The organism is Cognatundibacterium crateris (assembly GCF_010078235.1).
GTDB lineage: Bacteria > Pseudomonadota > Gammaproteobacteria > Burkholderiales > Burkholderiaceae_D > Undibacterium > Undibacterium crateris.
The window spans coordinates 435,694-461,607 of record NZ_JAABOS010000003.1 but is presented as its reverse complement, the minus strand read 5'-3'; the positions used below and the strand labels follow the sequence as shown (position 1 = coordinate 461,607).

General features: G+C 51.4%; 14 protein-coding genes. 4 read left to right on the top strand and 10 right to left on the bottom strand.

From position 1 onward, the window contains the following. Positions 1-15 precede the first annotated feature (15 nt). From EYB48_RS08045 to EYB48_RS08035, 3 genes are all read right to left on the bottom strand, one after another. Positions 16-357, bottom strand: a complete 342-nt coding sequence (locus EYB48_RS08045) for a zinc ribbon domain-containing protein YjdM (RefSeq protein WP_162019805.1) — start codon at positions 355-357, stop codon at positions 16-18. Between the two features lie 119 nt (positions 358-476). Then, entirely contained in the window at positions 477-1,364 is an 888-nt protein-coding gene (locus EYB48_RS08040) for a DUF4062 domain-containing protein (protein WP_162019804.1), read from the bottom strand. A gap of 35 nt (positions 1,365-1,399) precedes the next feature. Further along, on the bottom strand, positions 1,400-1,582 hold the full coding sequence (locus EYB48_RS08035; RefSeq protein WP_162019803.1) for a hypothetical protein: 183 nt from the start codon (positions 1,580-1,582) through the stop codon (positions 1,400-1,402). Positions 1,583-2,110: 528 nt separating this feature from the next. On the opposite strand from EYB48_RS08035, the gene EYB48_RS08030 reads away from it, so the two are divergent. Next, positions 2,111-4,288 (top strand): response regulator, encoded by a 2,178-nt coding sequence (locus EYB48_RS08030; RefSeq protein WP_162019802.1) that lies wholly within the window; start codon positions 2,111-2,113, stop codon positions 4,286-4,288. Positions 4,289-4,348: 60 nt separating this feature from the next. Continuing rightward, positions 4,349-5,659 (top strand): sensor histidine kinase, encoded by a 1,311-nt coding sequence (locus tag EYB48_RS08025; protein WP_162019801.1) that lies wholly within the window; start codon positions 4,349-4,351, stop codon positions 5,657-5,659. A 51-nt stretch (positions 5,660-5,710) separates the two neighbouring features. Here EYB48_RS08025 and EYB48_RS08020 read toward each other — a convergent pair whose 3' ends face one another. Both EYB48_RS08020 and EYB48_RS08015 read right to left on the bottom strand, forming a co-directional pair. Next, positions 5,711-6,574, bottom strand: coding sequence for a phosphate/phosphite/phosphonate ABC transporter substrate-binding protein (locus EYB48_RS08020; RefSeq protein ID WP_162019800.1), 864 nt, complete (start codon positions 6,572-6,574; stop codon positions 5,711-5,713). A gap of 15 nt (positions 6,575-6,589) precedes the next feature. Beyond that, positions 6,590-7,702: an acyl-CoA dehydrogenase family protein gene (locus EYB48_RS08015; protein WP_162019799.1), complete on the bottom strand. Its 1,113-nt coding sequence runs from the start codon at positions 7,700-7,702 to the stop codon at positions 6,590-6,592. A 345-nt stretch (positions 7,703-8,047) separates the two neighbouring features. Here EYB48_RS08015 and EYB48_RS08010 point away from each other — a divergent pair, with 345 nt between their 5' ends. Further along, positions 8,048-13,717, top strand: coding sequence for an ATP-binding hybrid sensor histidine kinase/response regulator (locus EYB48_RS08010; RefSeq protein WP_162019798.1), 5,670 nt, complete (start codon positions 8,048-8,050; stop codon positions 13,715-13,717). Positions 13,718-13,757: 40 nt separating this feature from the next. Here EYB48_RS08010 and EYB48_RS08005 read toward each other — a convergent pair whose 3' ends face one another. Further along, the gene (locus EYB48_RS08005) at positions 13,758-14,267 is read right to left on the bottom strand and encodes a hypothetical protein (protein ID WP_162019797.1); all 510 of its coding nucleotides are present in this window, start codon (positions 14,265-14,267) and stop codon (positions 13,758-13,760) included. Positions 14,268-14,510: 243 nt separating this feature from the next. Next, positions 14,511-14,987, bottom strand: coding sequence for a protease complex subunit PrcB family protein (locus EYB48_RS08000; protein WP_162019796.1), 477 nt, complete (start codon positions 14,985-14,987; stop codon positions 14,511-14,513). Positions 14,988-15,244: 257 nt separating this feature from the next. Here EYB48_RS08000 and EYB48_RS07995 point away from each other — a divergent pair, with 257 nt between their 5' ends. Beyond that, positions 15,245-17,665 (top strand): phosphocholine-specific phospholipase C, encoded by a 2,421-nt coding sequence (locus tag EYB48_RS07995; protein WP_162019795.1) that lies wholly within the window; start codon positions 15,245-15,247, stop codon positions 17,663-17,665. Between the two features lie 143 nt (positions 17,666-17,808). On the opposite strand, the gene EYB48_RS07990 is transcribed toward EYB48_RS07995, so the two are convergent. The 3 genes from EYB48_RS07990 to EYB48_RS07980 all read right to left on the bottom strand — a co-directional run bounded on the left by EYB48_RS07990 (position 17,809) and on the right by EYB48_RS07980 (position 25,603). After that, complete coding sequence (locus EYB48_RS07990; RefSeq protein WP_235934968.1) at positions 17,809-18,171, bottom strand: GFA family protein; 363 nt, start codon at positions 18,169-18,171, stop codon at positions 17,809-17,811. Between the two features lie 199 nt (positions 18,172-18,370). Continuing rightward, on the bottom strand, positions 18,371-21,658 hold the full coding sequence (gene icmF / locus EYB48_RS07985) for a fused isobutyryl-CoA mutase/GTPase IcmF (RefSeq protein WP_162019794.1): 3,288 nt from the start codon (positions 21,656-21,658) through the stop codon (positions 18,371-18,373). Positions 21,659-21,994: 336 nt separating this feature from the next. After that, complete coding sequence (locus EYB48_RS07980; protein WP_162019793.1) at positions 21,995-25,603, bottom strand: indolepyruvate ferredoxin oxidoreductase family protein; 3,609 nt, start codon at positions 25,601-25,603, stop codon at positions 21,995-21,997. Between the last annotated feature and the right edge of the window lie 311 nt (positions 25,604-25,914).

Genomic DNA, 25,914 nt, shown 5'->3' with positions numbered 1-25,914 from the left:
TACTGATGAGTCTGCTTATGCTTTACGCAGGTAACAGGCTTTCAGCATGAAGTTACCGCCATCCATTTTGCAATCGACTTCATGGTCGCCGCCAACGATGCGTATACTCTTAATCTTGGTGCCTTGTTTGAGGGTGGTGGAAGACCCTTTGACTTTCAAATCCTTGATCAGCACCACGGCATCGCCATCGGCCAGCACATTGCCGACGGAATCTTTCACGATGCGTTCATCATTGTCGTCTTCACTGGCAGCAGCCTGAGCCGGCCATTCAAAACCACAATCCGCACACACCAGGTTATCACCGTCGGGATAGGTATTTTCTAAGCCACATTGCGGGCAGGCGGGGAAACTGGACATACATACTTTCAAAACATTAAACAGGCGCCAGTATAACCGGACAGCTGCCCTACCCCGCCAAAGCCCGAGCAGAATACTGCGGCAAATGCTGCGGCGGAAAACGCCACAGCAAGCTGCACTCAGCCGCCATTCTTTTGCTTGTAGATGGTGTCGATGATGATCAGCTCCATTTTGCGTATCACTTCCACCGCATCTTCCAGTGGCATCGCCGCGCCGCGCGCCAGGCTGGAAGCAGCTGACAGCGTATTGCTGGCTAACAGTAATTCCAGTGCATCCTTGAGCGGCACATCATCAAAGTCCGGTGGCAGCACCGGTAACACCTTGGATTTAAAAAACGCAAAACGCGGCTCAGTCAGTAAATAGCGCTGCGAATTCTTCTTCACTGCCGGAACTGCGGCCGTCTCCACCGTCTCTGGCGCTGCTGCGCTGAGGGCGGCTGGCTGTGCTTGCGGCGTCACCACAGCAGCGACCGTAACTGGTGCGACCGCTACAGGAACAGGAACCGGAGCTAGGGCTGGAGCTGCTGCTGCGGCTGTTTTTTGTGCAGGGCTCAGCACACGGTGCAAGTCATTATGAATTTTGGCGACCAGATCATCGGGGGAATCAAAGAAACGCACATCATGCGACTGGCTCAACTGCGCCTTGAAGTCGGCCAGCCATTGCGCGGCAATACCGGTATCCACATTTTTAGGCAAAATAGGATGTTCATCTTCGTCTATCAGATAAATCAGCGTCGGCACACAATACAACTGCGCTTCCAGATACTCGAGCTGTATCAGAGATTTTCCGGTGCTGGCGTCGACATCACCAAATACCATGCCAAACACGCCGATATAGGCTTTCGCACTACGCACCAGACGTAAGCGGTCTTCAATCGGGGTTTCCGGTAAGGCCGAAGTCAGGGTCGCACCAAAATAATCGGCGGCCTCTCGTGCGAATTCCTCACTCAGACGTTTGCGATGCACAGCGAGATCAAACGGTGTGGAGCTGACAAATACGGTGGTCATACGGTCTCCCTGCAATTAATCGGTCTACTCAGTGTTCAGTCATTCAGTGCAGTATATACCTTGCCACGCATCATCGAACAGCCATGCCTGTCAGCACCTGTGATTTCACTACAACATGGGATAGACGCAAGCGGGAAATGAGTGATGGAAATGCCGGACACAACTTCACCGCTGTTGAATTGCACCAGCCAGGCACAACAGGCAGGGCTGACTGGCATAGACTGCTTGCAGTTTAAAGACGACTGGGCGCAACTTCTTCTGATGGAATTTGCATAGAAGAATACTTGAAGTTCCAACTCCCGTATCCTACATTTGTATCTAGTCCGTCTTGGCTGAGGAGGAGTAACTCGGATCGATTCCTCCGTTACTGAAGTTTGCCGCTTACCGACGGGTGCAGACATGTAGCGATCACAGAGTGTCAGGCCAGCCCAGCCTGCAGGCTGACTGTTTAGCCCACTTCACATAGTGATAATGACTGGAATCAGTGCTGAATTTAGTCGGGACAGAACAAAAATGCATAAGACTGAATCAGTTGATCCAACGCGAAGTTTAGCACCGCGTTCATCACAAGCACATGTCAAGCAAGTCACGCAATGGCAATGGATAGAAGTGATATTTGCGTATCTTATTTGCCTGCGCAGTGCGGGAGCAGCGTTCATTCCACATCAATCGCGGGCCCTTTCATTCCGCCTGATTAGCATTTGTCACACACCACCTGCTTTGCACTGAGTACGGAGAATATGTCAATGGCAGCACATTCCATTCCAATACTACTGGTCGACGATGAACTGAAAGACCTGTTTACTTTGGAATCTATGTTGGGAGATCTCGATCAGCTTGAAATCGTGTCGTGCACTTCAGGTGATCAGGCCTTACGCCATTTGAAGAATCGTGAATTCGCCTTGATTCTTCTCGATGTACACATGCCAAAAATGAATGGCTTTGAAATTGCCACGCAAATACGTGCCAATCCGCTGACCAGCCATATACCCATTATTTTATTGACAGCCTCATCGCGTGAAGATTTCCAGTTTCAAGGCTATGAAAGCGGCGCGGTCGACTATCTGATCAAACCGTTAGAGCCACTTATTCTGCGCAATAAGGTCGAGGTATTTGCCAAACTGTACCGGCCTCAGCAAACGCTGCTCAACAATAATCAATACATGACGCATGTCGAAGAGTTGCTTGCAAAACGTACCAGCAGCCTGGAAAGACAAGGACATAAACTGCAGGTGCTGATCGTCGATGATCGTCTGGAAAATCTGCTGGTACTGGAAGCGATCCTGGAAGAATTGACAGACATCACACTGATCAGGGCAACTTCAGGCCAGGAAGCGTTAAGCGCCGTGCTACAAAACGATATTTCACTGATACTGTTAGATGTACAAATGCCGGGCATGGATGGTTTTGAAGTAGCAAAACGGCTGCACAGCAATGCCGTTACCTCTCATATCTCTATCATATTTATCACTGCCGGAATGAGTCAGTACAGTGCCCAGTTGTATGGGTATGAGCTGGGCGCGATTGACTATATGATCAAGCCAATCGAACCCACTATCGTCAAAAGTAAAATCCGGGTTTTTTGCGATCTGTGCCGGCAAAGGGACATTATTCAACAACAAAAAAAATTCCTTGAAGTGTTGAGTGCATCCCGGGCAGCTGCATTACAACACGCCACCACAGAGTTAAACGAAAACCTGGAGCGCTATAAACATCTGGCCGAAACCCAGGAGCTGGCAACGCGTGCAGCGGAATTAGGCATCTGGGATTGGAATGCCGCCAGCAATCACCAGGTATGGACAGATCGCGTCTATCAATTATTCGGAATCGGGCGCGATCAGTTTGATGGCACGACGGAATCCTGGCTCCGGTATGTCCATCCTGAAGATCAGTCCAGATGTAAAACTGCGCTCAAACTGGCACTCAAAAATCAACAAAACTTCAACATAGAGTTCCGTATTGTGCTGCCCGATGGATCTGTGCGCCACTTGAAAAATCACGGCATGGTGAGCTTTGATGAACATGGCAATGTGCAGCGTATGACCGGTGTCAACTACGATATTACTGAGCGCAAGCATGCGGAAGAAGAGATTTTCCAACTGACTAAAAATCTGGAACAAAGGGTGAAGGAAAAAACGGAACAGCTGAGCCTGGCGATGGAACAGATTTTTGAATCAGAAAAACTGGCTTCACTGGGTGGCATCGTCGCCGGCGTCTCGCACGAATTAAACACGCCGATAGGCAATATCGTATTAGCGGCATCCACCATACAAGAAATGCTAATGACGCTGTTTGAAAATGTGGAACAGAAAAAACTGACGCTCAATCAACTTCAACATACCATCGCCGATTGCAATAGTGCGAGCGAGCTGCTACTGCGGAATGCGAACCGCTCAAAAAAATTAATCGAGAGCTTTAAAAATATTGCGATCAACCAGACCAGCAAATCCAAACGCCTGTTCAATCTGAGACAAACAGTGAGCGACGTATTAACGACCCAGGGTGCTGCTTTGAGAAGTGCGAAAATCAGCACTGAAGTTCATATTGCAGCCGAGCTGACACTGGATAGCTATCCGGGTGATATTGAGCAAATACTGACCAATTTGATTGTCAATTCCATCCGTCACGGCTTCGATGAAAAGGAAGGTGGGAAAATTGCGATTGAAGCTGTGCGCCACGATGATAAGATCCACATCAGCTATTGCGATGACGGTATAGGCATTGCACCTGAACTGCATCGCAGGATATTTGAACCTTTCTATACAACGAAATTTGGGCAAGGCGGTTCCGGGCTCGGTCTGTTCATCGTTCACAATCTGATACGCGGCACCCTGAAGGGCGATATTTCGCTAGAGAGTGAGTCTGGTAAGGGCGTACTGTTCAGACTTGTCATTCCTGCTGCGCTGACTAACTCGTCACACTAGCTCTGCACACGCATGCTGTCTGCATAAATTAAACTGAACATCACTCACGTGGAGGAAAAGATGCCTCAAGTCGCGGAACACGAAGCCGGTTCAGACTGGTTCAGGAATGGTATTCATCAACTCAGAAAAACGATGAATGCTGAATACGATCAGGCAAAGCTTGCTCAGGCGAGCATCCAACAATTAGCCAGTTATGTGGACGCTGAACTTGGCTTGATTCTTTTCACTCCAGCCACGCATAGCAAGCCTGCCGTTTATACCTATCCGCCGGAACAGCAATCCGCAGATGGCAGCACGGCCCTGCTGAGCATGTCCAACGAGTCTGTACGCTTAAAAAAAACACTGATACAGTCTGGTGAAGCAAACGACGCGCCAGCTGTTTCCAGTATCGCGATTCCACTGATCTGGAACGCGCACATCCATGGCGCCATCAGCCTGGTCGCAGCGCATGCATACACACCGCAGCAAGTGCAATGGCTGGAAGAAGCTGCTGGCATTGTCTCCATTGCGATCGACAGTTTTCGCGCTCATCAGCACAACAGGGATTTGCTGCAGCAAATACAAACGCAGGCAGAAGAAATCGCGTCGCACCAGCAAGCTTTACTGGCTGCGAATGCAAGGCTGGCGGAACAAACTTCCTTGCCCGAACAAACGCGTCTGCTTAAAGCTGAGTTTTTATCCAATATGTCGCACGACCTGCGTACACCATTTAACAGCATACTGACGCTGTCTCAGTTATTACAACTCAACCGCGACGGCAGCTTGTCTGCACGGCAGGTGGAATATGCGGCGACTATCAATACTTCAGGCAAGAGTTTATTAAGCCTGATTGAAAATATACTGGACTTATCCAAGATTGAAGCCGGGGCTGTTGAATTCAATTACCACGATGTCGACACTGAGAAATTTGTCGCCGACATCCAGCACCAGTTCCAGTCTCTGGCGCAAAGCAAAAATATGAACTTTGATCTGAATCTCGCCAGCAATGTTCCGGCCGTGCTGAATGTGGACCTTGCACGCACCCAGCAAATAATCAGACATTTACTGAACAATGCGTTTAAATTTAACAGTGAAGGCAAAGTGAGTCTGGCTATTCTGCGCTCAGAAGCGGAACAAAATCCTTTAGCTGTGCCCGCTTTACATTTTGCGGTCAGTGATAGCGGGACGGGAATGACGGCGGAGCTGTCGGAACAGATTTCACAGGCGTTGACGAATACAGACTGGTCGACCACCCGTCCTTACGGCGGAACCGGTCTGGGTTTGTCCATCTCACGTCAACTGGCGCAGCGTATGTATGGATGCATACAACACTACAGTGCACCTGAAAGCGGCAGTGTATTTTCCTTGTTTCTGCCACTGCGCAAGGAATGAGCGTGCGCCACAAGCGTGTATCAGCACATGCTCAGGGCTGAGCTGATACCGCTAATCATAATCATAGTCAGGATGCAAAATGCTACCGTCTTCCGCATAAAATCCCTGTTCGCCCACTGCACGCTCCAGTAAATCGTAACCGGTACTTCTGGCGGGTAACCATTCGCGCAAACCCTCCAATTCCAGCAAGGGGCGAATCTGCGGATTCTCCCAGCGCATCGCCAGTACTAATTCGGTAAATTGCTGAACTAACTCAGGTGGCGCATGCGGACCTGCTGTAAAGTTACAGTGGTCAAAAGCACCGGTACGTCCGATAATCCGGGTCGTTCCGGAACGCATCGTGCCATCCAACATAAAATTATTGTAATTGCCCTCACAGATGCAGCATACATCGACGGCATCGGCCAGCAAGGCAAGCACGGCATCCCGTTCGCCACCGATATGATCGCCGTGTTTTCCGGTCAGCACATCGAAGCGGCAAACGGTGTAATCCTTATCCTCGACCAATCCCAGTTGACGCAAATGATCAAGCGGAATCAGGGTAGCCTGTGGCGAATCCATCGCCCCGGTTCCCAGTGTTTTTCCGCGCAACTCTTGCAGCGTTTGTATCGGGCTTTCTGCATTGACGACAAACACTGAGCGCAGATCACAATCGGTGTCACGCATGATCAGGGGGCGGATGGACAAGCCACGGCTGGTGGCAAAGCGTCGCGCCCTGACATAAGCGAGCGGCGAATTCCAGGCCACGTCGATATAGCCACTGAACAGATCCCGTACCTGTCTCTCGTAATTGGTATACAGCACAAAGTCATACTTCATATTGTGCTGGGCCAGATAGGCTTTTAAGCCCTCCCAAATGGTGACCACCTTGGGCGCGTAAGCGACTGCTCCCATCACCAGCGTATCGCGACTCATGATTTCTCCATTTACTCAGAATAAAGGCAGGCCCGTGATCGCTTTACCGATAAAGTCATACAGCACGTCACTGGTCGGTGCCATCACATAAGAAGCACGTGCATCGCGGAACAGGCGTTCGATACCGGCCTCCTTACGGAAAGCCGCCCCTCCGCACACCCGCATCGCTGTTTCAGACACATTCAATGCCGTCTCTGATGCCGCGGCTTTGACTTCAAGCACCCGCAGCATGCTGTCGGCACGTTCTGTTTGTATCGCGACTATCGTGTCTTGTAACAAGGTGGCGGCGGCATCCGCCTGGATTTTTGCACGTGCCAGATAGGCGCGTATGGTGGGTAAGTCAGCCAGCGAAGTCGATAAATGGGTATGCCTGGTGGCGGCGACATGGCCGATAGCACGCTCCAGGATGCCATGACACAAGCCTACGCAGCACGCAGCACTCAGCACAGAAAACCAGGGCAATACCACACCCATCATGGTGTCGAAGCCTTTTCCATCCTGACCCAGCTGACAAGCCGCCGGTATCATGACATTCTGCGCCATGATAGGCGTTGAAGCGTTTCCGCGTAAGCCTAAGCCATCGAACTTTGCCGGTTGACTGAGACCCGCCAAATCAGATGCGACCAGCCACAAGGTGCTACCGGTCTGGCTCAGCGACTGACTCGACCACACATAGCTGTCGGCTTCAAAGGCTGAGGTCACCCAGCTCTTATGCGCGTTCAGATGGATAGTGTCATTCACACGTTCTGCGGTACTGACCGGTGCCCAGAAATGACTGCGCGATCCCGCTTCGGAGAAGGCCAGCGTGCTCAGATGTTCACCGCTCGCAATCGCTTTGCGTACCGCTTCACTACCCTGAGCCTCCAATACCGCTGTCGCGCAGTAGTGCATGCACAGCACCATGGCGGTGGAAGGACAGTCTTGAGCGATCCGCAATATCACCTGCGCCGCCGCATGCAAGCCCTGGCCCTGTCCGCCAACTGGCTCAGCCGAGATCAGTCCCAGCAATCCCTCCTTTTTCAAGGCCGCAATCGCTTCATGCGGGAATACGCCTTCTTTATCAACTCGTATGCTATTCGGTTCAATCACATTTTTACAGACACGATCTATTCGTTCTACATAATCCATGATGACCTCTTGCAAAATTAATAGTTGTATAGAGCCAGGCGCAGGGAAACACGCAGCTTGTCAAACCATCATAGTGCATAGAAAAAAATCTTTAAGGGGAGATTTCAGTTTCCAGCCCTTACACCCTCAATAAGCGGAGTCAGGCAGAGACTGCACGGGAAAGGACGCGGATCGAAACCTGTCAACGCTAATGGACATGCTTGTTTTGCTCAGCGTCTGTAAAAATACTTTTGAAGTATCAGGATCGGCGGCCTAAACTGACCTTCGCATCCTCTTTCTGTGATCTGGGTTTGAAGGATTGCACCTTGCCCTGCCCTCCCTGCCTTTTTTCAAAGAAAAATAAGTATGCTCAATGAAAAAACGACCGCTTCAAATTTCAGTACGACGTCGGCAGCTGACGAACACACCATCCGCAAACTGCTGCAATTCAGCCAGGCTTTGGCTGAGTATCATGAGTTACATGGCTGCCACGGTGCACTGACAGCGGCATCATTAGAGATCAATGCGGATGGAACGGTGTCTATCCTTGCCGACAATAAGCTGCTCAGCGCCAGTTCACTGGAACGGCTGCGCTATGCGTCGCCAGAACAGGCCGGGAAGCTGCCCTGTATTGATGAGCGCAGTGATCTGTATGCCTTGGGTATCATCGCTTATGAATGGATGCTGGGCCATCCGCCTTTTCAAAGTACCGACCCTTTAGATTTGGCCCACAGCCAAATGGCATTGAGTCCGCCTGCTCCTGTGCTGCTCAATCCAGCCCTTCCGCATATGCTGTCGGAGCTGTTGATGCGCTTGCTGGCAAAATCACCGCAGGCACGCTATGCCACTGCCAACAGTGTGAGTCACGACTTAGAAATTTGCCTCACGCAGCTAGGCCAGACCGGCAGCATTCCCCCATTTCAGCTGGGATCGACTGAGCCGGCGTCACAATTTTTATTGTCCTCACATTTATACGGCCGTGAAGAGTTAGTCGCGCAGCTTGTACAAGGCTTTGCAAGCGCACGCAAAGGACAAACCCTGTTATGTGTGGTCGGTGGCAGTTCCGGCGTAGGTAAATCATCACTGATCCATGCAATGCAAGCCTGTATCGCAGAGGCTCAGGCTAATTTTTGCGAAGGAAAATATGACCAGCATCATGCCGACCGGCCTTATGCCGCGTTTGTGGAGGCGCTGACTGTTTTGCTGCATCAGTTACTGGCTAAACGTCAGTCAGAATTAGAAGTCTGGCGCACAAAAATTAAAGCTTGCCTGGGTAATCAGGCTGCAGTTTTTGTCAATTTACTGCCTGACCTGCTGCACTTTATCGAGCCAGCTGTGTCAGCTCCAGACTTACCAGCCGCATCCGCGAGCCAGCGCTTTAATGGCGTATTTCTGGACTTCATACACCTGTTTGCCAGTGCAGACTCTCCTTTGGTGCTCTTTCTGGACGATCTGCAGTGGGCCGATTATGCGTCCCTGCATTTGCTACGCTATTTGCTGCTCAATACCCATGACAGCCATTTAATGCTGGTTCTGGCTTATCGCGATAATGAAGTCAGCCCCAGCCATCCTTTGATGAAAATGCTGGAAGAAGTCAGGGCGACCGAATGTCAGGTGCTGGATCTGACCGTGCTGCCTTTGTATCGTGACGATGCAGAAAAACTGATACAGGATACTTGCGAGGGTATTCGGGATGCGGCCGGATTAGCGGCTTTGATTATGCAAAAAACCCGTGGCAACGCCTTTCATATCCGTCAGTTTTTGAAAAATATGTATGCCAAAGGACAGCTCTATGTGGATCCCAACACGAAGTCCTGGGACTGGTCGCTGTCATATGCACAAATGCAGGATGCCTCTGATAATGTGGTTGATATGATGATGCAAAGCCTGGTTGCATTGGGTTCATCGACACAACAAATGTTACGCTTTGGTGCCTGCATAGGTAAGCAATTCAGTCTGTCGCTGCTGGCGCGCGTGTCGCAGCAAACGGAGGCTCGTACCTTAGCCTGGCTGGCGGCACCGTTATACGAAGAATTAATTGTCGCCGTCAGCAATCAGGATAAAACCCGTATTTTTCAATTCACCCATGACCGGATACAGCAAGCCGCGTATGCATTAGTCGGGCCACTGAGTTTATCCCAATTGCATTTAAAAATAGGACATGTGCTCTGGCAGGAATATTCCGACAATTCCAGTGACAGTGATTTGTTTTTACTGGTCGATCACCTGGTACAAGCGCAATTTTTCATCAAACAGCATGAGGAACAAATTGCAGTCGCCAGATTGCTGGTCAAAGCAGGTGAGCGGGCGATGGCGAATATGGCGCATCAATCTGCTGCTAATTATTTTGGAGCGGCGCTGAAACTGCTCTCCAAAGCCGATCCGGCTATGCATGATCAGCTGTTTAGCACTTTGTACTTGAAACAGGCAGAAGCATTACTCGCATCGGGCGCTTTAGCACAAAGCATCGCCAGTTTTGATCGTCTGCTTCAGTTGGTGAACGCTGAGCAAGAACGCTTCCGGCTCACAGTATTACAGCTTGATTTGTTGTGTCAGTACGGCTTTTATCAAGAAGCATTGCCTATCGCTTTACAGGCATTAGCGCATAAGGGCCTGGCACTGCCGGATCATGAATCCGTCATACTGTCCGTGACCGCGATGGAGGCAGCTTCTTATACGGATCGGTCCATGTTCCATACACTCGCTCACCAGCTGTCAGCGCAGAGGACCGTCGCACCCACTCTCGCTGTACAGGCTATGCTGGATGTCATGCTGGCGCAAAGCCGGATCGAATGCGATCAGGACTATCCTGGTGCAGCAGCGCGGGCCAGCAGTTTGCTGCACAGTGTTAGCGGAGCGCCGTCATCTGACCTGGCAGATGCACGCAGCCGCTGGTTTTACTTCGTCGCTCCCTGGCTGCAGGCCTGGGAGTGCCTGCAGGCCCTGGCAGATGCGGATTTCATCTGTGCCAGTCAGGCCAGCAAGCCTAAGGCTGCAGCCAGCTTCCTCGGCTGTAAATTTTTGCTTGGCTTATGCCTTGGTAAGAATCTGCACATGGTTGAGGAGGATTATCTCGCACTCAGAAATTTCAGCCGCTCATTTACGCTGGATGCTGATCTGGAGTTATTACATGGCCCATATTGCTATGTCAGGGCGCTACGCGACAATTCTGCTGATTCTGACACAGAGCCACAATTCCATCGCCAAATCGATGCTCTGATGCTGACTCTGCGAGGCAAACCAGTCTGTGCTTCATTACTGATGGCGGTGAAGCTGATTATGTATGGCCGTTGCGGCCACTATGAACAGGTATTGGAATGCAGCAGTTCCCCGCTACTGTCATCCATGCCGGGCTTTGCGATTGCTCAGGAAGTCGAATTCTGGATTAGCGCGGCATCGGGTCTGCATATCCTGACGGGCAAGCAGGAAGCAAGCAGCATCAACGCAACTGCGCAGTCGGAACCGTCAACACAATCAGCACATTCAGCGCTGCGGACACGATTTAATCAGGGCCTACGCTATTTCCTGCGGCTGTGTAAGTATGCGGCGCCGGACAATGCAGAACACAGGCTATTGCTATTGAAAGCGATACGTTCCAGACTGGATCAACATAGTCATCACAGCGATGCGCAAATGCTGCAGGCAGCGCAACTGGCGCAAGCGCATGGATTCAATCTGGACGCAGGCCTTGCCTATACGCTGTTAGCGCAGTGGCGCGGCAGCACCTCGCCGGACGGATGGTGGGCATGGGAGCAAAGTCTATCGTCCTTCCAGCATGCGCAGGCGCTGTATCTTGCGGGCAAAGTTCAGGCCGAACTCGCACTCAGACCTGCACCTGTTCACGGTGCGAAGGCAACTACAGGCTGGGATATCGGTGATTCGCTCGATACACTGGCGGTGCTGCGTTCGGTGCAGGCGATCAGCAGCGAAATGGAGTTAGGAAGTTTAGTCCATCGTTTGATGAACACCATCGTAGAGGTATCCGGTGCACAGCAGGGTGCCATCTGTCGTGTCACAGAAGATCAATTGTTTATTGAAGTCAGCTACGGCATGGAGGACGCCGTGCTGCCGGAAAAATTGATCCGTTATGTTTTGAACCTGGGGCAAAAGGTCATCGTTGATGATGAAAACAGCATCCACAAACATACAGCAATACTGAATGAGCCTTTTTTTTCACAAAGGAAAATTGCCAGTGTGCTGTGTCAGCCTATCGGAAACCGTTCACCACTGCGCAGAGTACTGTTTCTGGAGCACCGTGAATTAGCCGGTCTGTTTTCTGAGCGCCTGCTCGAAGCCTTGCAATGGCTGACTGCCCAGGCAGCGATTTCCATAGAAAATGCTGAGCTGTATGCCGACCTGGAAGAACAGGTAGCGCAGCGCACGCTGGCCTTATCCAGCGCCAATGAAAAACTCATGGCGCAGCAAGAAGAACTGTATCAGGCCAAGCTGGCAGCGGAACAGGCAGCGCGTTCCAAGAGCGCCTTTCTCGCCAATATGAGCCACGAAATCAGGACACCGATGAACGCCATTATCGGCTTGTCCGGCCTCGCTCTTAAACACGATCTGTCTTTTGTGGTGAGAGACTATCTGAAAAAAATTAAACTGTCCGGCGATAATTTATTAGGCATCATCAATGACATCTTAGATTTTTCAAAATTTGAATCTGGCATGATGTCGATAGAAGCCGTTCCGTTTCAACTGGAATCCGTGCTGGACAATGTCATCACGGTGTTATCAGAAAAGGCGGATGCCAAAGGTTTGGAACTTATCTGTCAGGTCGATACTGCTATTCCGGATACGCTGATTGGTGATCCTCTGCGGGTAGGACAAATCTTAATCAATTATTCCAATAATGCGATTAAGTTCACCGCCAAAGGCGTGATACAGCTGAGCATTCAGCTGATACATCAGGATGCGCAAGGCATACTGTTGAAATTCGTGGTCAAAGATACCGGCATAGGTCTGACCAAAGAACAGATAGGCCGCTTATTTCAAAGCTTTTCTCAGGCTGACTCATCCACCACTCGCCAGTTTGGCGGCACCGGCTTAGGATTAGCCATCAGCAAAAATCTGGCCAGCGCTATGGGTGGCGGGGTCGGTGTTGACAGTGTCTTTGGCGAAGGTTCTTCGTTTTGGTTTACAGCCCGGTTTGGCGTCGATGCCAGTGTCAAAAAACCCAGGTTGGCGAATGAGAATTTGCGTGGTAAACGTATTCTGGTGGTGGACGACAATGAGGTCGCTGCGCATGTGATGGCGGACATGCTTAATGCCTTGGGCTTTCAGGTAAGCTGCACGAATTCGGGTAAAGCTGCAATTGAAGATATCGTTGAAGCAGAGAAGTGTGAAACACCATTTGAGTTTGTCTTACTCGACTGGTTAATGCCTGAAATGGATGGCTTGGAAGCAGTCAAAAAAATTCAACATGTCGCCCAAAAAGCACCGCCGTTTTTGCTGATGGTCACCGCACACCGGCGCGAGGAACTGTTAAAAGGCGCACAAACACTGGGTATCGAGCATGTGCTTTCCAAACCGGTCAATAGCTCTTTGCTAGTCGATACGATGATGCAAATGTTAGGCAATGAGTCGAACGACTTCCATGTTTCAGAAACCGTAGAAGCCAGTCAGGCTGAGGCTGACCTAGGCGAAATTCAAGGTGCAAGAGTACTGCTGGTAGAAGACAACGATATCAATCAATTAGTGGCCACCGCGCTGTTGGAAGGGGTCGGATTGGTAGTCGACGTTGCGGCGGATGGAAAAATTTGTCTGGACATGGTTGCCGCAAGCATGGCGCACAATACGCCTTATGATTTGATTTTGATGGATATGCAAATGCCGGTGATGGATGGTATTACCGCCACCGAACACTTACGTCAATTGTATGCCGCAGAAGAACTGCCTATCGTTGCGATGACTGCCAATGTGATGCAACAGGAAATAGACAAATGCTTTCAGGCCGGCATGCAGGATTATGTGACCAAACCGATAGACCTGGATCGCTTGTGGGAAGTGCTGGCGAAGGCGATCAAACTGAAATAATCCAGATCATTGGCTTTCGCGATTTGTTTGTCAGGCTAACTTATCGCCGCGTCGTGAATTGCATGCGAAACGGAAACTCCATAACGCAGGGCTGGCCAGCGCACACAGCAGGTTTGAATTCTGTCAGTATCATCACGCTACTGGCAAACTTAGTCATTTCGGGAGAAGGTGATCCTATCGCTTTGACCTCCACCACCTTACCGTTTTCATCGATCAGACCTATCAGTGACAACGGCCCTTCAACCAACAACTTCTGTTGCAGCTGAGAGATAGGTTTAATGAGCGCTCGTAAACCCTTTTTAGGAAATGGCGGCTCATCCGCATCTGGCATCACCTCATAATTACCACGCACCCGTTTTTTTTCTTCTGCACTCAACTCTGCATAGCTGAGGTTGATCGCGACATTAATGGGTTCGGTCAGGTTTTTACGGATATTGGTTCCGGTTCTGGGCGTCTCTTCACGGAGTTTATATTGCGCCTCACTCTGTGCAAGTGAAGCAATTGGCATATACGCGGCCAGCGCAGTAATCAGACAAATAAACGCACGCATGCAGTCTCCGATAAATTCGAATGAGGAATGGCGTCCGCACGCTGGGTGATTGCCCACTTGCCGTACAAGTGATACTGATTTCCTCACCACGCCTTACCGGAACAATTTTTCCTCAGTCCTGTGAATAAAAATTAATTGCTAATATAATATGTAAAATACTGATACATATCAACAATTTATTTTCTCTCGGACACTGCAACATAAACCGGGCTCAAGCAAGTACCTGGGCGTAGATACCTCACCCTAGCAAGCAGCAGCCACCAGTTTCTCAGACATCAGAATTTCTTTTTGGGTCGGGATGAAAATGAATTGATACGGATTGGTCAGCACCGCAGTCACCATGCATTGCGGGCCGGGCACGACCAGTTCCAGATTGACCGTCACTGCATTTGGAGAAATATTGACCGCTGCAACTTTCAGTGAAAAACCACCACTCTGACGTGGCCCCATATCGATCAGTAATACGCGGCCTTTAGAAAAGTCAACGGTTCCTGGTGCAGCACTGGTGTAACGACTCAATTCTGCTTTGTAATCCGCTTGCGTTTGGATCACTTTCGTTTGTTTTCTGGTGAACACACCGGACTCGGGGGCGTTACCTTCCTTCAACACAAGGAATCTGGACTCCGCAGCAGAAATCGGTGCCGCCTGCAAACTAGCCGTATTCAGGCAGCAGACAGACAAAGCAAGACTCAGCGTTTTCATCATTCGGATCGGCTTCATATTTTCTCCAGAAATATCTTTGCTTATGAACATGATCCGGCCAACTATACCAGATCACACTTCATTGCTTAGGTCAGTGTGCACTTGTTTCCTTGTGGCAGTTAAACAGCGTTTTTCCAAAGAACAATCTAGCGTCATGAAATTGTCATTTATACTCACTATGATCTTTCGTTCTGGAATCGGCGATATCATAAACTCACTGAATCCGGTTTCTCTTCAGAATCACACCACCCAATTTTTCGAGGACCTAATCCATCATGAGTAATGACTCCAGACGTAAGTTTTTGACGGCTGCCGCGGCCGGTATCGCCAGTATGCCGACCTTCGCCGAAGCCATAGGCCGCGCATTGGCGATTCCAGCCAACAGTAAAACCAAGAGCATCCGTGATCTGGAGCATATAGTGATCCTGATGCAGGAAAACCGTTCTTTCGACTCCTATTTCGGCACCCTGCCTGGGGTACGTGGCTACAACGATCCGCGCGCGATCACGCTTCCATCCGGCAAGCCAGTCTGGTATCAGCCAAATGGCAACAGCTACACCCTGCCCTACCACTTTGATGTACGCAATACCAATGCCTTGCGGGTGGGTTTGGATCATTCATGGAAAGGTACCGAAGCCAGCTGGAAAGACTGGAATGTATGGGTGGAAAAGAAATCCGCACGCTGTCTGGGTTATTTCAACCGCGCTGACCTGCCTTACTACTACGCGCTGGCCGATGCTTTTACAGTATGTGACGCCTATCACTGCTCGGTGTTTGGGCCGACTGATCCCAATCGCTTCTATGCACTGAGCGGACATGCGCCGGACAACATCACCGGCTTGTCAGACCACGGTTTGTACAATGTCACAAATGGTGTTTATAACGCGGATATCAGCAATGACAATCTGGCGGCTAAGGGAATCAAGTGGAAAACCTATGCCGAGATTTTAGAAAGCAATGCAGTCAGCTGGAAGGTCTATCAGGAATGGGATAACTACGGTGATAACTATCTGCAGTATTTTCAAAATTTCCGGGTCGATGCCAACGGTAAACGTCTGACCAGCGCTTCGCCGCTCTATCAGAAAGCCCGCGCTTACGCACCTGGCTCCACCCCCGGCAATGCCAAAGGCACTACCGGTCAATGGCTGATTGATCAGTTTGCTCAGGATGTGAAAAATAATACCTTGCCTGCGATCTCCTGGATTTGCGCACCGACCGAGTATTGCGAACATCCTGAAGCGACGCCAAATGCGGGCGAGAACTTCAGCGCCAGACTGTTATCTGCGCTGGTCGACAATCCTGATATGTGGTCTAAAACCGCGCTAATCATCACTTATGATGAAAACGATGGTTTCTTCGATCATATGCCGCCATATATTCCACCGCTCAACAATGACCGTGGCCGCAGCACTTTGAGCAACGTGTTGCAGGGTGAAGTGCATAATGGCGAGTCTATAGGCCTGGGGCCACGCGTGCCTTTGCTGGTGATTTCTCCCTGGAGTAAAGGTGGGCGCATCTGTTCGGAATTATATGATCACACCTCCTTAATACGCTTTATGGAAGAGTGGCTGGTACAGGCAAAAGGCCTGAACCGCGCAGCTATACAATGCCCGAATATCTCACCGTGGCGGCGTGCCGTCTGCGGTGATCTGACACGCGCATTTAACTTTGCCGCCACCAATACCGACTGGGTTTCCAGCATACCCCGCACCGCTACGTATAACAAAAACTGGGGCAGTGCATCTGCGAATCCTCCGGCAATTCAGACCCTGCCCAGCCAGGAGAAAGTCAGCACTAACCTGCCACGTGTAGCGGCAGCGCTGCCCTACCGCTCAGTGGTGGAAGCCAGTGTAGCCGCCAGCGCAAATCAGCTCGCGCTGAGTTTTTCTAACGAAGGCAGCATAGCAGTGCCTTACCGGGTTTACTCCAGCCTGCGTAATGATGGGCCCTGGCACTATATGGTGGAAGCGAAGAAGCGCATCGATAACGAAGTCTTTAATTGGCCGGACAGCAGCTATCATCTGGCAGTACATAGTCTGAATGGCTTTTTGCGTGAATTCCGTGGCCGCTTCAATGTTGGCACACGTGGCGCTGAAGTCAGCATCAGTGAAGATGCAGCAAGCCGTTCCGTACGCATCACGGTGAAAAATAATTCCCAGCAAGCCTGCCGCTTCAAACTGACAGACCTGGCCTATGGTGACCGCACCGTCTACAATTTTGACACCCAGCCCGGCGAAAGCAAAACGCAAATCAAAGCTTTGGACAATAGCCAGGGATGGTATGACTTCAGCATCAGCATAGAAGGGGATGGCGATTATTGGCGTCACTACGCCGGACATCTGGAAGGCGCTGGCTTAGACTTTACCGATCCGGTACTCAATGGTCTGGCCACCCTTACCCCAAATCCTGTCCCCGGAGAAGTCAGCCTCAGTTGTCCGGTAACGCAAATCCGGGTTAACGACAGTTTCAGCGTGAGTTGGAAAAATCTGAAAATCAATCCAAAAAACTGGATAGGTATTTATGCCAAAGGCGCCGTTCCGGGCAGCACTTCCTCGAAAAAATGGAGCTATGTCACTACAGCCGAGGGCAGTATGCGCTTTTCCGGTCTGGCGGCTGGCAGCTATTTCATCGGCTTATTTCTGAATGATGGCTACACAGAAGCAACAACACGGCTCACGCTGAACGTCCTGCCATAAGGATCGCACTGGCAGCAATGCCAGCATTAGCAGCAAGCACATCGACTACGGTGTGCTTGCTGCAGTATCACAGTGCTTTCGTAAGGCCGCAGAACGACAGCAATGATGATCCCGACTCGCAAGCTGTGGTGAGCGACTCAGTTTTATACCATGGCCGCACCAACCGCCTGCCTTACCGGTATCCCCTCAGGCTCAAAACCCTCCAGACAGAATACATTGATACCCAGATGATCGGGCGTGACGCGCTTGCGGTGGAAAGGATAAATGCCGCAGACTTTACAAAAGAAATGGCGCGCAGTATGGGTATGAAATTGATATTCAGTCAGTACCTCTGCACCCGCGATCAGTTGAAACTGCGTCTCATGCACTTTCACCATCAGCGCATTTTTGCGGCGACAAATCGAACAATCGCACATGGTCAGTTCTGGAAAATCAGTTTCTATCTGAAAGCGCACCGCACCACAGTGACAACTGCCTTGATAAGTCTGCATAGGACGACTAGCCATCGTATTCCTGCTCCTGTTTTTATTCGTTGAAAACTAAGTACAGTATGCACGTATCCATAAAAAAATCCCGGCACAGATCCGGGATTTTTTTGTGTTGTACTGATTTGCATTGATGTGCGCTGCCAATATCAGTCGTATCGGCTTTTTATCAGGCTGACGCTCAGCCCGTATCCACAGGGCTGAGCTCTGCGCCGCAGAATTACATATTGCGACGATACTGGCCGCCGACTTCAAACAAGGCGGTCGTGATCTGACCGAGTGAACACACGCGCGCGGCGTCCATCAGACGTGCAAACACGTTTTCATTGTCGATTGCGGCCTGCTGTAAGGCCGCCAGCGCCTGCGGTGCGACGGCAGCATGGCGTTGATGGAAATCCGCCAGACGCGTCAGTTGCGACTGTTTTTCCTCTTCGGTTGAACGCGCCAGTTCTATCTTTTGCGGTGTTTCACCGGCCTTAGGATTGCGGAAGGTGTTTACACCGATGATAGGCAGAGTGCCGTCATGCTTCAGGTGTTCATAATGCATGGATTCTTCCTGTATCTTGCCACGCTGATAGCCGGTTTCCATCGCACCCAGCACACCGCCACGTTCGGCGATACGCTCGAATTCCTGCAACACGGCTTCTTCCACCATATCTGTCAGTTCTTCGATAATGAAGCTGCCTTGTATCGGGTTTTCGTTTTTCGCGAGGCCCCATTCACGGTTGATGATCAGCTGTATCGCCAGTGCACGACGGACTGATTCATCAGTCGGTGTGGTGATCGCTTCATCATAGGCATTGGTATGCAAGCTGTTACAGTTATCGTAAATCGCGATCAATGCCTGCAGCGTGGTACGGATATCGTTGAAGTCGATTTCCTGCGCATGCAGACTGCGGCCCGAGGTCTGGATATGGTATTTCAGCTTCTGGCTGCGTTCATTGGCGCCGTATTTATCGCGCATTGCCACCGCCCAGATACGGCGCGCCACCCGGCCCAGCACGGTGTATTCCGGGTCCATGCCATTACTGAAGAAGAAGGACAGATTCGCGGCGAAATCATCGATGTGCATGCCACGGGCGAGATAGGCTTCGACAAAGGTAAAGCCATTTGACAGCGTGAATGCGAGCTGGGAAATCGGATTGGCACCGGCTTCGGCAATGTGGTAACCGGAGATCGACACCGAGTAGAAATTACGTACCTGATGGTGCACGAAGTATTCCTGAATATCGCCCATCACCTTGAGCGAGAACTCGGTCGAGAAGATGCAGGTATTCTGACCCTGATCTTCTTTCAGAATATCGGCCTGTACCGTGCCGCGTACATTCATCAAGACCCAGCTGCGGATTTTGGCAGCTTCATCGGCAGTCGGTTCGCGCTTGTTATCAGTACGGAATTTATCCATTTGCTGATCAATCGCGGTATTCATGAAGAAGGCCAGAATAGTCGGTGCCGGGCCATTGATGGTCATGGAGACCGAGGTCGCCGGATCACACAGATCGAAACCGTCGTAGAGTACCTTCATATCATCCAGCGTCGCCACCGACACGCCGGAGTTACCGATTTTGCCGTAGATATCAGGACGCAGCGCCGGATCTGCGCCATACAGCGTGACCGAGTCAAACGCGGTCGACAGACGTTTGGCATCCATGCCTTGCGATACCAGTTTAAAGCGGCGGTTGGTACGGTAAGGATCGCCTTCACCCGCGAACATACGGGTTGGATCTTCACCTTCGCGTTTGAATGCAAATACACCGGCGGTGTAAGGGAAAGAGCCAGGAACATTTTCCAGCATCAGCCAGCGCAGGATTTCACCATGATCGGCAAAGCGTGGCAGCGATACTTTACGGATGGTGGTACCGGACAAAGACTGATAAGTTAAACGGGTACGGATTTCCTTGTCGCGGATTTTGACTACATATTCATCGCCGGAATAGGCCTGCTGCATATCAGGCCACATGCTGATCAGCTTTTTCGATTCAGCAGACAAGTGGTTGTCGCGTTCGGTGATCAGCTCGTCGATGCTGTTCAGCGAATCGCCTTTACCGGCCTTGCTCAGCATGCGTTTGGTTTCCTGTAATTGCTGGCGTTCGCGTGCAAAGCTGACCTGGGTGCGGGTAGTTTTGTGATAGCCACGTACGCTGTCAGCAATCTCTGCCAGATAGCGGGCACGCGCCGGTGGCACAATCACATTTTTGGCGCTGGAATAGCGTACTTCTACCGCAGCCAGTTTGCCGGGCTGCGTTTTCAAACCACGGCTGCTCAATGCTGGCAGTATGCCCTGGTACAAGGCAGTCACGCCATCATCATTGAAACGCGAAGCCTGAGTGCCATACACCGGCATCTCGTCTGGCTTTTTACTCCACAGTTCGCGGTTACGCTGGTATTGCTTGGCCACGTCGCGCAAAGCATCCTGTGCGCCTTTGCGGTCAAATTTATTGATCGCGACAAAATCGGCGAAATCCAGCATATCGATTTTTTCCAGCTGCGATGCGGCACCGAATTCCGGCGTCATCACATACATGGACACATCCACATGTGGCACGATAGCTGCATCGCCCTGACCGATACCCGAGGTTTCCACGATCACCAGATCGAAGCCAGCCACTTTGCAAGCCGCGATCACGTCGGGTAAAGCCTGGGAAATTTCTGAACCGGCTTCACGCGTCGCCAGCGAGCGCATAAACACGCGATGCTGACCGGCCCACGGGTTGATCGCATTCATACGGATGCGGTCACCCAGCAAGGCACCGCCGGATTTGCGGCGCGAAGGGTCGATAGAAATCAGCGCAATATTCAGCTGGTCATCCTGATCCAGACGGATACGGCGGATTAATTCATCGGTCAGCGAGGATTTACCGGCGCCGCCAGTGCCAGTGATACCAAAAGCCGGTACCCGTGTCTGCTCCGCGGCCTTATGCAGCGCTTCACGTAATTCCGGTTTAACCTGGTCGTTTTCGAGCGCGGTAATCAGCTGCGCCAGCGGTCTGTGTTTGTCGACGATATCGCCTTGCTGCAGCACTTGCAGGCTGGCTGGTGCATAGCCGGACAAGTCGATGTCGCAGGCTTGTATCATGGACAGTATCATGCCGACCAGGCCCATGCGCTGGCCATCTTCCGGGCTGAAAATACGGGTCACGCCATACGCATGCAAATCGGCGATTTCATCCGGCACGATCACGCCGCCACCACCGCCAAACACCTTGATGTGGGCACCGCCACGTTGTTTGAGCAGGTCTATCATGTATTTGAAATACTCGACGTGGCCACCCTGATAGCTGGAGATCGCGATACCCTGCGCATCTTCCTGCAAGGCGGCAGTAACGATTTCTTCGACTGAGCGGTTATGGCCCAGATGAATCACTTCGGCACCATTCGCCATCAGAATGCGGCGCATGATATTGATCGAGGCATCATGGCCGTCGAACAGGGAGGCGGCAGTGACAAAGCGCACTTTATTCGCGGGTTTGTATTCGGTCAGGTTTTGGGCTACGGACAGGTCTGTCATGTCATCCTCAACGGTAGTTGGACAAGCTGTCAGTTCATGGGGTGAGTGTGCACTGACCATCCTGGACTGACAACTTGCTGCTGAATTATGCAGCTAAGTTATATGACGTTAACGTTAACGTCAATATGAAATTAAATGAGTGCTTAGAGTTCTGTTCTTGTGTTGGCTCTTGGATCGGCTCTGGTTTCTGTGCTCGTATCTGCATTCGCATTTGCTCAATGAACAGCAATGTGTAAAAGTGAATTCAGAAGTCTGAGCATTGATGCGCCTTAGCGGCCTAAAAACGCCGGAAAGGCGCATCTGTACTCAGTCTTTGCTACCAGAACTAACGCCGGATCAGGCCACGCGATGCAATTCCACCACTTCAGCCTTGACTTGCAGGCGGGCCTGCTCGGCATAGTAAGTCTGCATGGCTTTTTCCTTCACATGACCAAAGCCGCGGATTTTCTCCGGCAGGCTGGCCAGCGCCACCGCCTGCTCCAGATTCTCTGCCGATAAGCGACCAATCAGGCCAGCGATCATTTCCTGGTAATCCTTGATCAAGGCACGCTCAGCACGTCGCTCAGCGGTGTAGCCAAACACATCGAGTGCGGTGCCGCGCAAACCTTTCAGGCCTGCCAGCAGTTTAAATGCCTGCCATACCCAGGAGCCATACTTCGCCTTGACCAGATGACCCTGCGCGTTTTTCTTGGCCAGTAAAGGCGGTGCGAGATGGAATTGCAGACTGAAATCGCCTTCAAACTGTTGCTTGAGTTTATCGGTGAATTCGCCATTGGTGTACAGACGCGCGACTTCATACTCGTCTTTGTAAGCCATGAGTTTGAAGTAATAACGTGCTACTGCCGTACTGAAAGCATTGCCCTTGCCGAGTGCACTTTCGGCATTGCGCGCACGTTGTACCAGCTCGCTATATTGCGCGGCATAGCCTGCATGTTGATACGCGGTCAGGAAGTCCACGCGACGCTTGATCAGATTGTCCAGGCTCTCTGGCATCTGCAGCACCACCTTCTGTGCCGGGAACGCAACTGCCTCTACCCGCTTCAGATCAACCGCAGCACGACGGCCCCAGAGGAAGGCTTTTTTATTGGACTCTATTGCTACGCCATTGAGTTCTATAGCACGCATCAGCGCGGCTTCCGATACCGGGATCGCGCCTTTTTGATAGGCGAACCCCAGCATGAACAGATTGGTCGCAATCGAGTCACCCATCAGCGCGGTGGCCAGACGGGTCGCATTGATGAAATCAACCTTGCCACCTACCGATTCATCGATCAGATGTTCGACCGACTCCAGCGGGAACTGCCAGTCTGCATTTTTGGCAAATGCGCCGGTAGGCTGTTCATGGGTATTCACCACCGCACGGGTACGGCCCGCACGCATTTTGGAAATCGCATCATGCGCTCCAGCGGTCAGGATGTCACACCCCAGGATCAGATCGGCTTCACCGGTTGCGATACGTTGCGCACGCAGTTTGCCAGCCTGTTCGATGATGCGGATATGCGAAGTCACCGAGCCGTTTTTCTGCGACATACCGGTCATATCCAGCACCGATGCGCCCTTGCCTTCCAGATGTGCCGCCATACCCAGCAAGGCACCGACGGTAATCACACCGGTACCACCGATACCATTGAGCAGGATGTTATAAGCGCTGCTGCAGGCCGGCAGTTGTGGCTCAGGCAAAGCACCAAAATCATCGTTCTTTGCGGTGCCGGTTTTTGATTTGCGCAGCTTGCCGCCTTCTACCGTGACAAAGCTGGGGCAAAAGCCTTTGACGCAGGAATAATCCTTATTGCAGGACGACTGATCGATCACACGTTTGCGGCCGAATTCTGTTTCCAACGGCATCAGCGAGGTACAGTTGGATTGCACGCCGCAATCGCCACAGCCTTCGCATACTGCGTCGTTAATGAACAGACGCTGATTCGGGTCAGGGAATTCGCCTTTTTTGCGGCGACGACGTTTTTCGGCGGCACAGGTCTGATCGTAAATCAGCACGCTGCAACCTTCGATTTCACGCAATTCGCGCTGTACCGCATCCATGTCTTTACGGTCATGCAATGTGACCATCTCCGGCAATTGGGAACGGTCAGTGTAACGTGACAAATCTTCTGTCACCAAGGCGATACGCTTGACGCCTTCAGCCGCCATTTGCTGCGCCATCATAGGCACGGTAATGGTGCCGTCGACGGGCTGGCCACCGGTCATCGCGACCGCATCGTTATACAAAATTTTGTAAGTGATATTCACTTTGGCAGCAGCTGCCGCACGTATGGCCAGATAACCGGAATGGAAATAAGTGCCGTCACCCAGGTTCTGGAACACATGCGGTAATTTGGAAAACGCCGCCTGACCTATCCACGGCGCGCCTTCGCCACCCATGTGAGTGGTGAGCTTATTGTGTTCAGGATAAATCGCGGTCGCCATCACGTGGCAACCGATACCGGCCAGCGCCAGACTGCCTTCCGGTACCTTGGTCGAGGTATTGTGCGGACAACCCGAGCAATAGTAAGCCGGACGGGCCGGGGTATTGACTTGCTTGGTCAGCACCACGTCCTTCGCTTCCAGGAAGGCCAGACGCGCCTTGATCAGGTCGCTGGTGTGGAAGCGCGCAATCCGTGAAGAAATCACACGCGCAATCTGCGCCACAGAAAAATCTGCTTTCGACGTTAACAGCCATTCACCGCGCGGATGTACCCATTCGCCTTTTTCATCGAACTTACCGATCACGCGCGGACGCACATCGTCGCGCCAGTTATACAACTGTTCTTTGAGCTGGTATTCCACCATCTGGCGTTTTTCTTCCACCACCAGAATTTCATCCAGACCTTGCGCAAATTCGCGTATGCCATCCGGTTCCAGCGGCCACGGCATCGCCACTTTATACAGGCGGATACCAATGTCGGCGGCGAATTGCTCATCGATACCCAGTTCTTCCAGCGCTTCCAGCACATCCAGATAAGATTTACCGGAGGCGACGATGCCCAGCTTGGCATTCGGGCTGTCGATGGTGGTGTGATTGAGCTTGTTGGCACGCGCATAGGCCAGGGCCGCATAGATCTTGTAATCCTGCATCAGCGCTTCCTGCTTACGCGCCTGTATGCCCAGCGTATCAAGCGATAAACGCGTATTGAGGCCGCCTTCCGGCATCACAAAATCCTGCGGTATCTGTATCTGCAGGCGGAAAGGATCAGCATCGACCGAGGCGGTGGATTCCACCGTATCGGCCAGTGCCTTGAAGCCAACCGCACAACCAGAAAAACGCGACATGGCCCAGGCGTGTAAGCCCAGATCCAGGTATTCCTGCACATTGCAGGGATACAGCATAGGGATCATGCAGGCAGAAAAAATATGATCGGACTGATGCGGCAGCGTGGACGAATAAGCGCCATGGTCATCACCGGCCACCAGCAAGACGCCGCCATGTTTGGCGGTACCGGCATGGTTCATGTGTTTGAACACATCGCCGCAGCGGTCCACGCCCGGGCCTTTGCCATACCACATAGAAAACACGCCATCGTATTTGGCCGGACCGATCAGATCGACAGTCTGGGTGCCCCAGACGGCAGTTGCGGCCAGATCTTCATTCACACCGGGTACGAACTGTACGTGATTTTGTTCTAATAATTTTTTGGTTTTCCACAAAGTCTCATCGAGACCACCGAGCGGCGAACCGCGATAACCGGAAATAAAACCGGCCGTATTCAGCCCTGCAGCCAGATCGCGCTGGCGTTGTATCATCGGCAGACGGACTAAGGCCTGTATGCCTGATAGGAATATCGTTCCGCTGTTTGATGTGTATTTATCATCGAGCTGCACATCGTGCAAAACGGGTGTGGCGGCAGGATTAACTGAAGTTGCTGACGGGATTGTTGCTGCTGTAGTGGATGGGCTTGCGCCTGAGGCGGACGAAAGTCCAGCAGACCCCATGGTGGTGTCGGTTGACATAGTGGCTCCAAAATTTGTGATTTTTGATCGCAAAGAACATGCAGAGCGTCCGGTAAGACACAAATTTGTTCATCACCTGTAGCGAGGTATCGGGTACAGGTTAGTTGCGTTGGCTGAGATAGCAGCCATTTTATTCGAATCCGGGACAAAACTCGATAGCCATGAGGCAGCCATCGCCATTGCAATGCAATATATGTCACAACTGCGGTCACAACTAACGACGCAGTTATTTGCAATGTTTCCTATTGTCCAGATTCGTAAGATATCAAAGAAAGCTTTCGAAATATTCGCTGCAGCGCTTTCCCGACTTC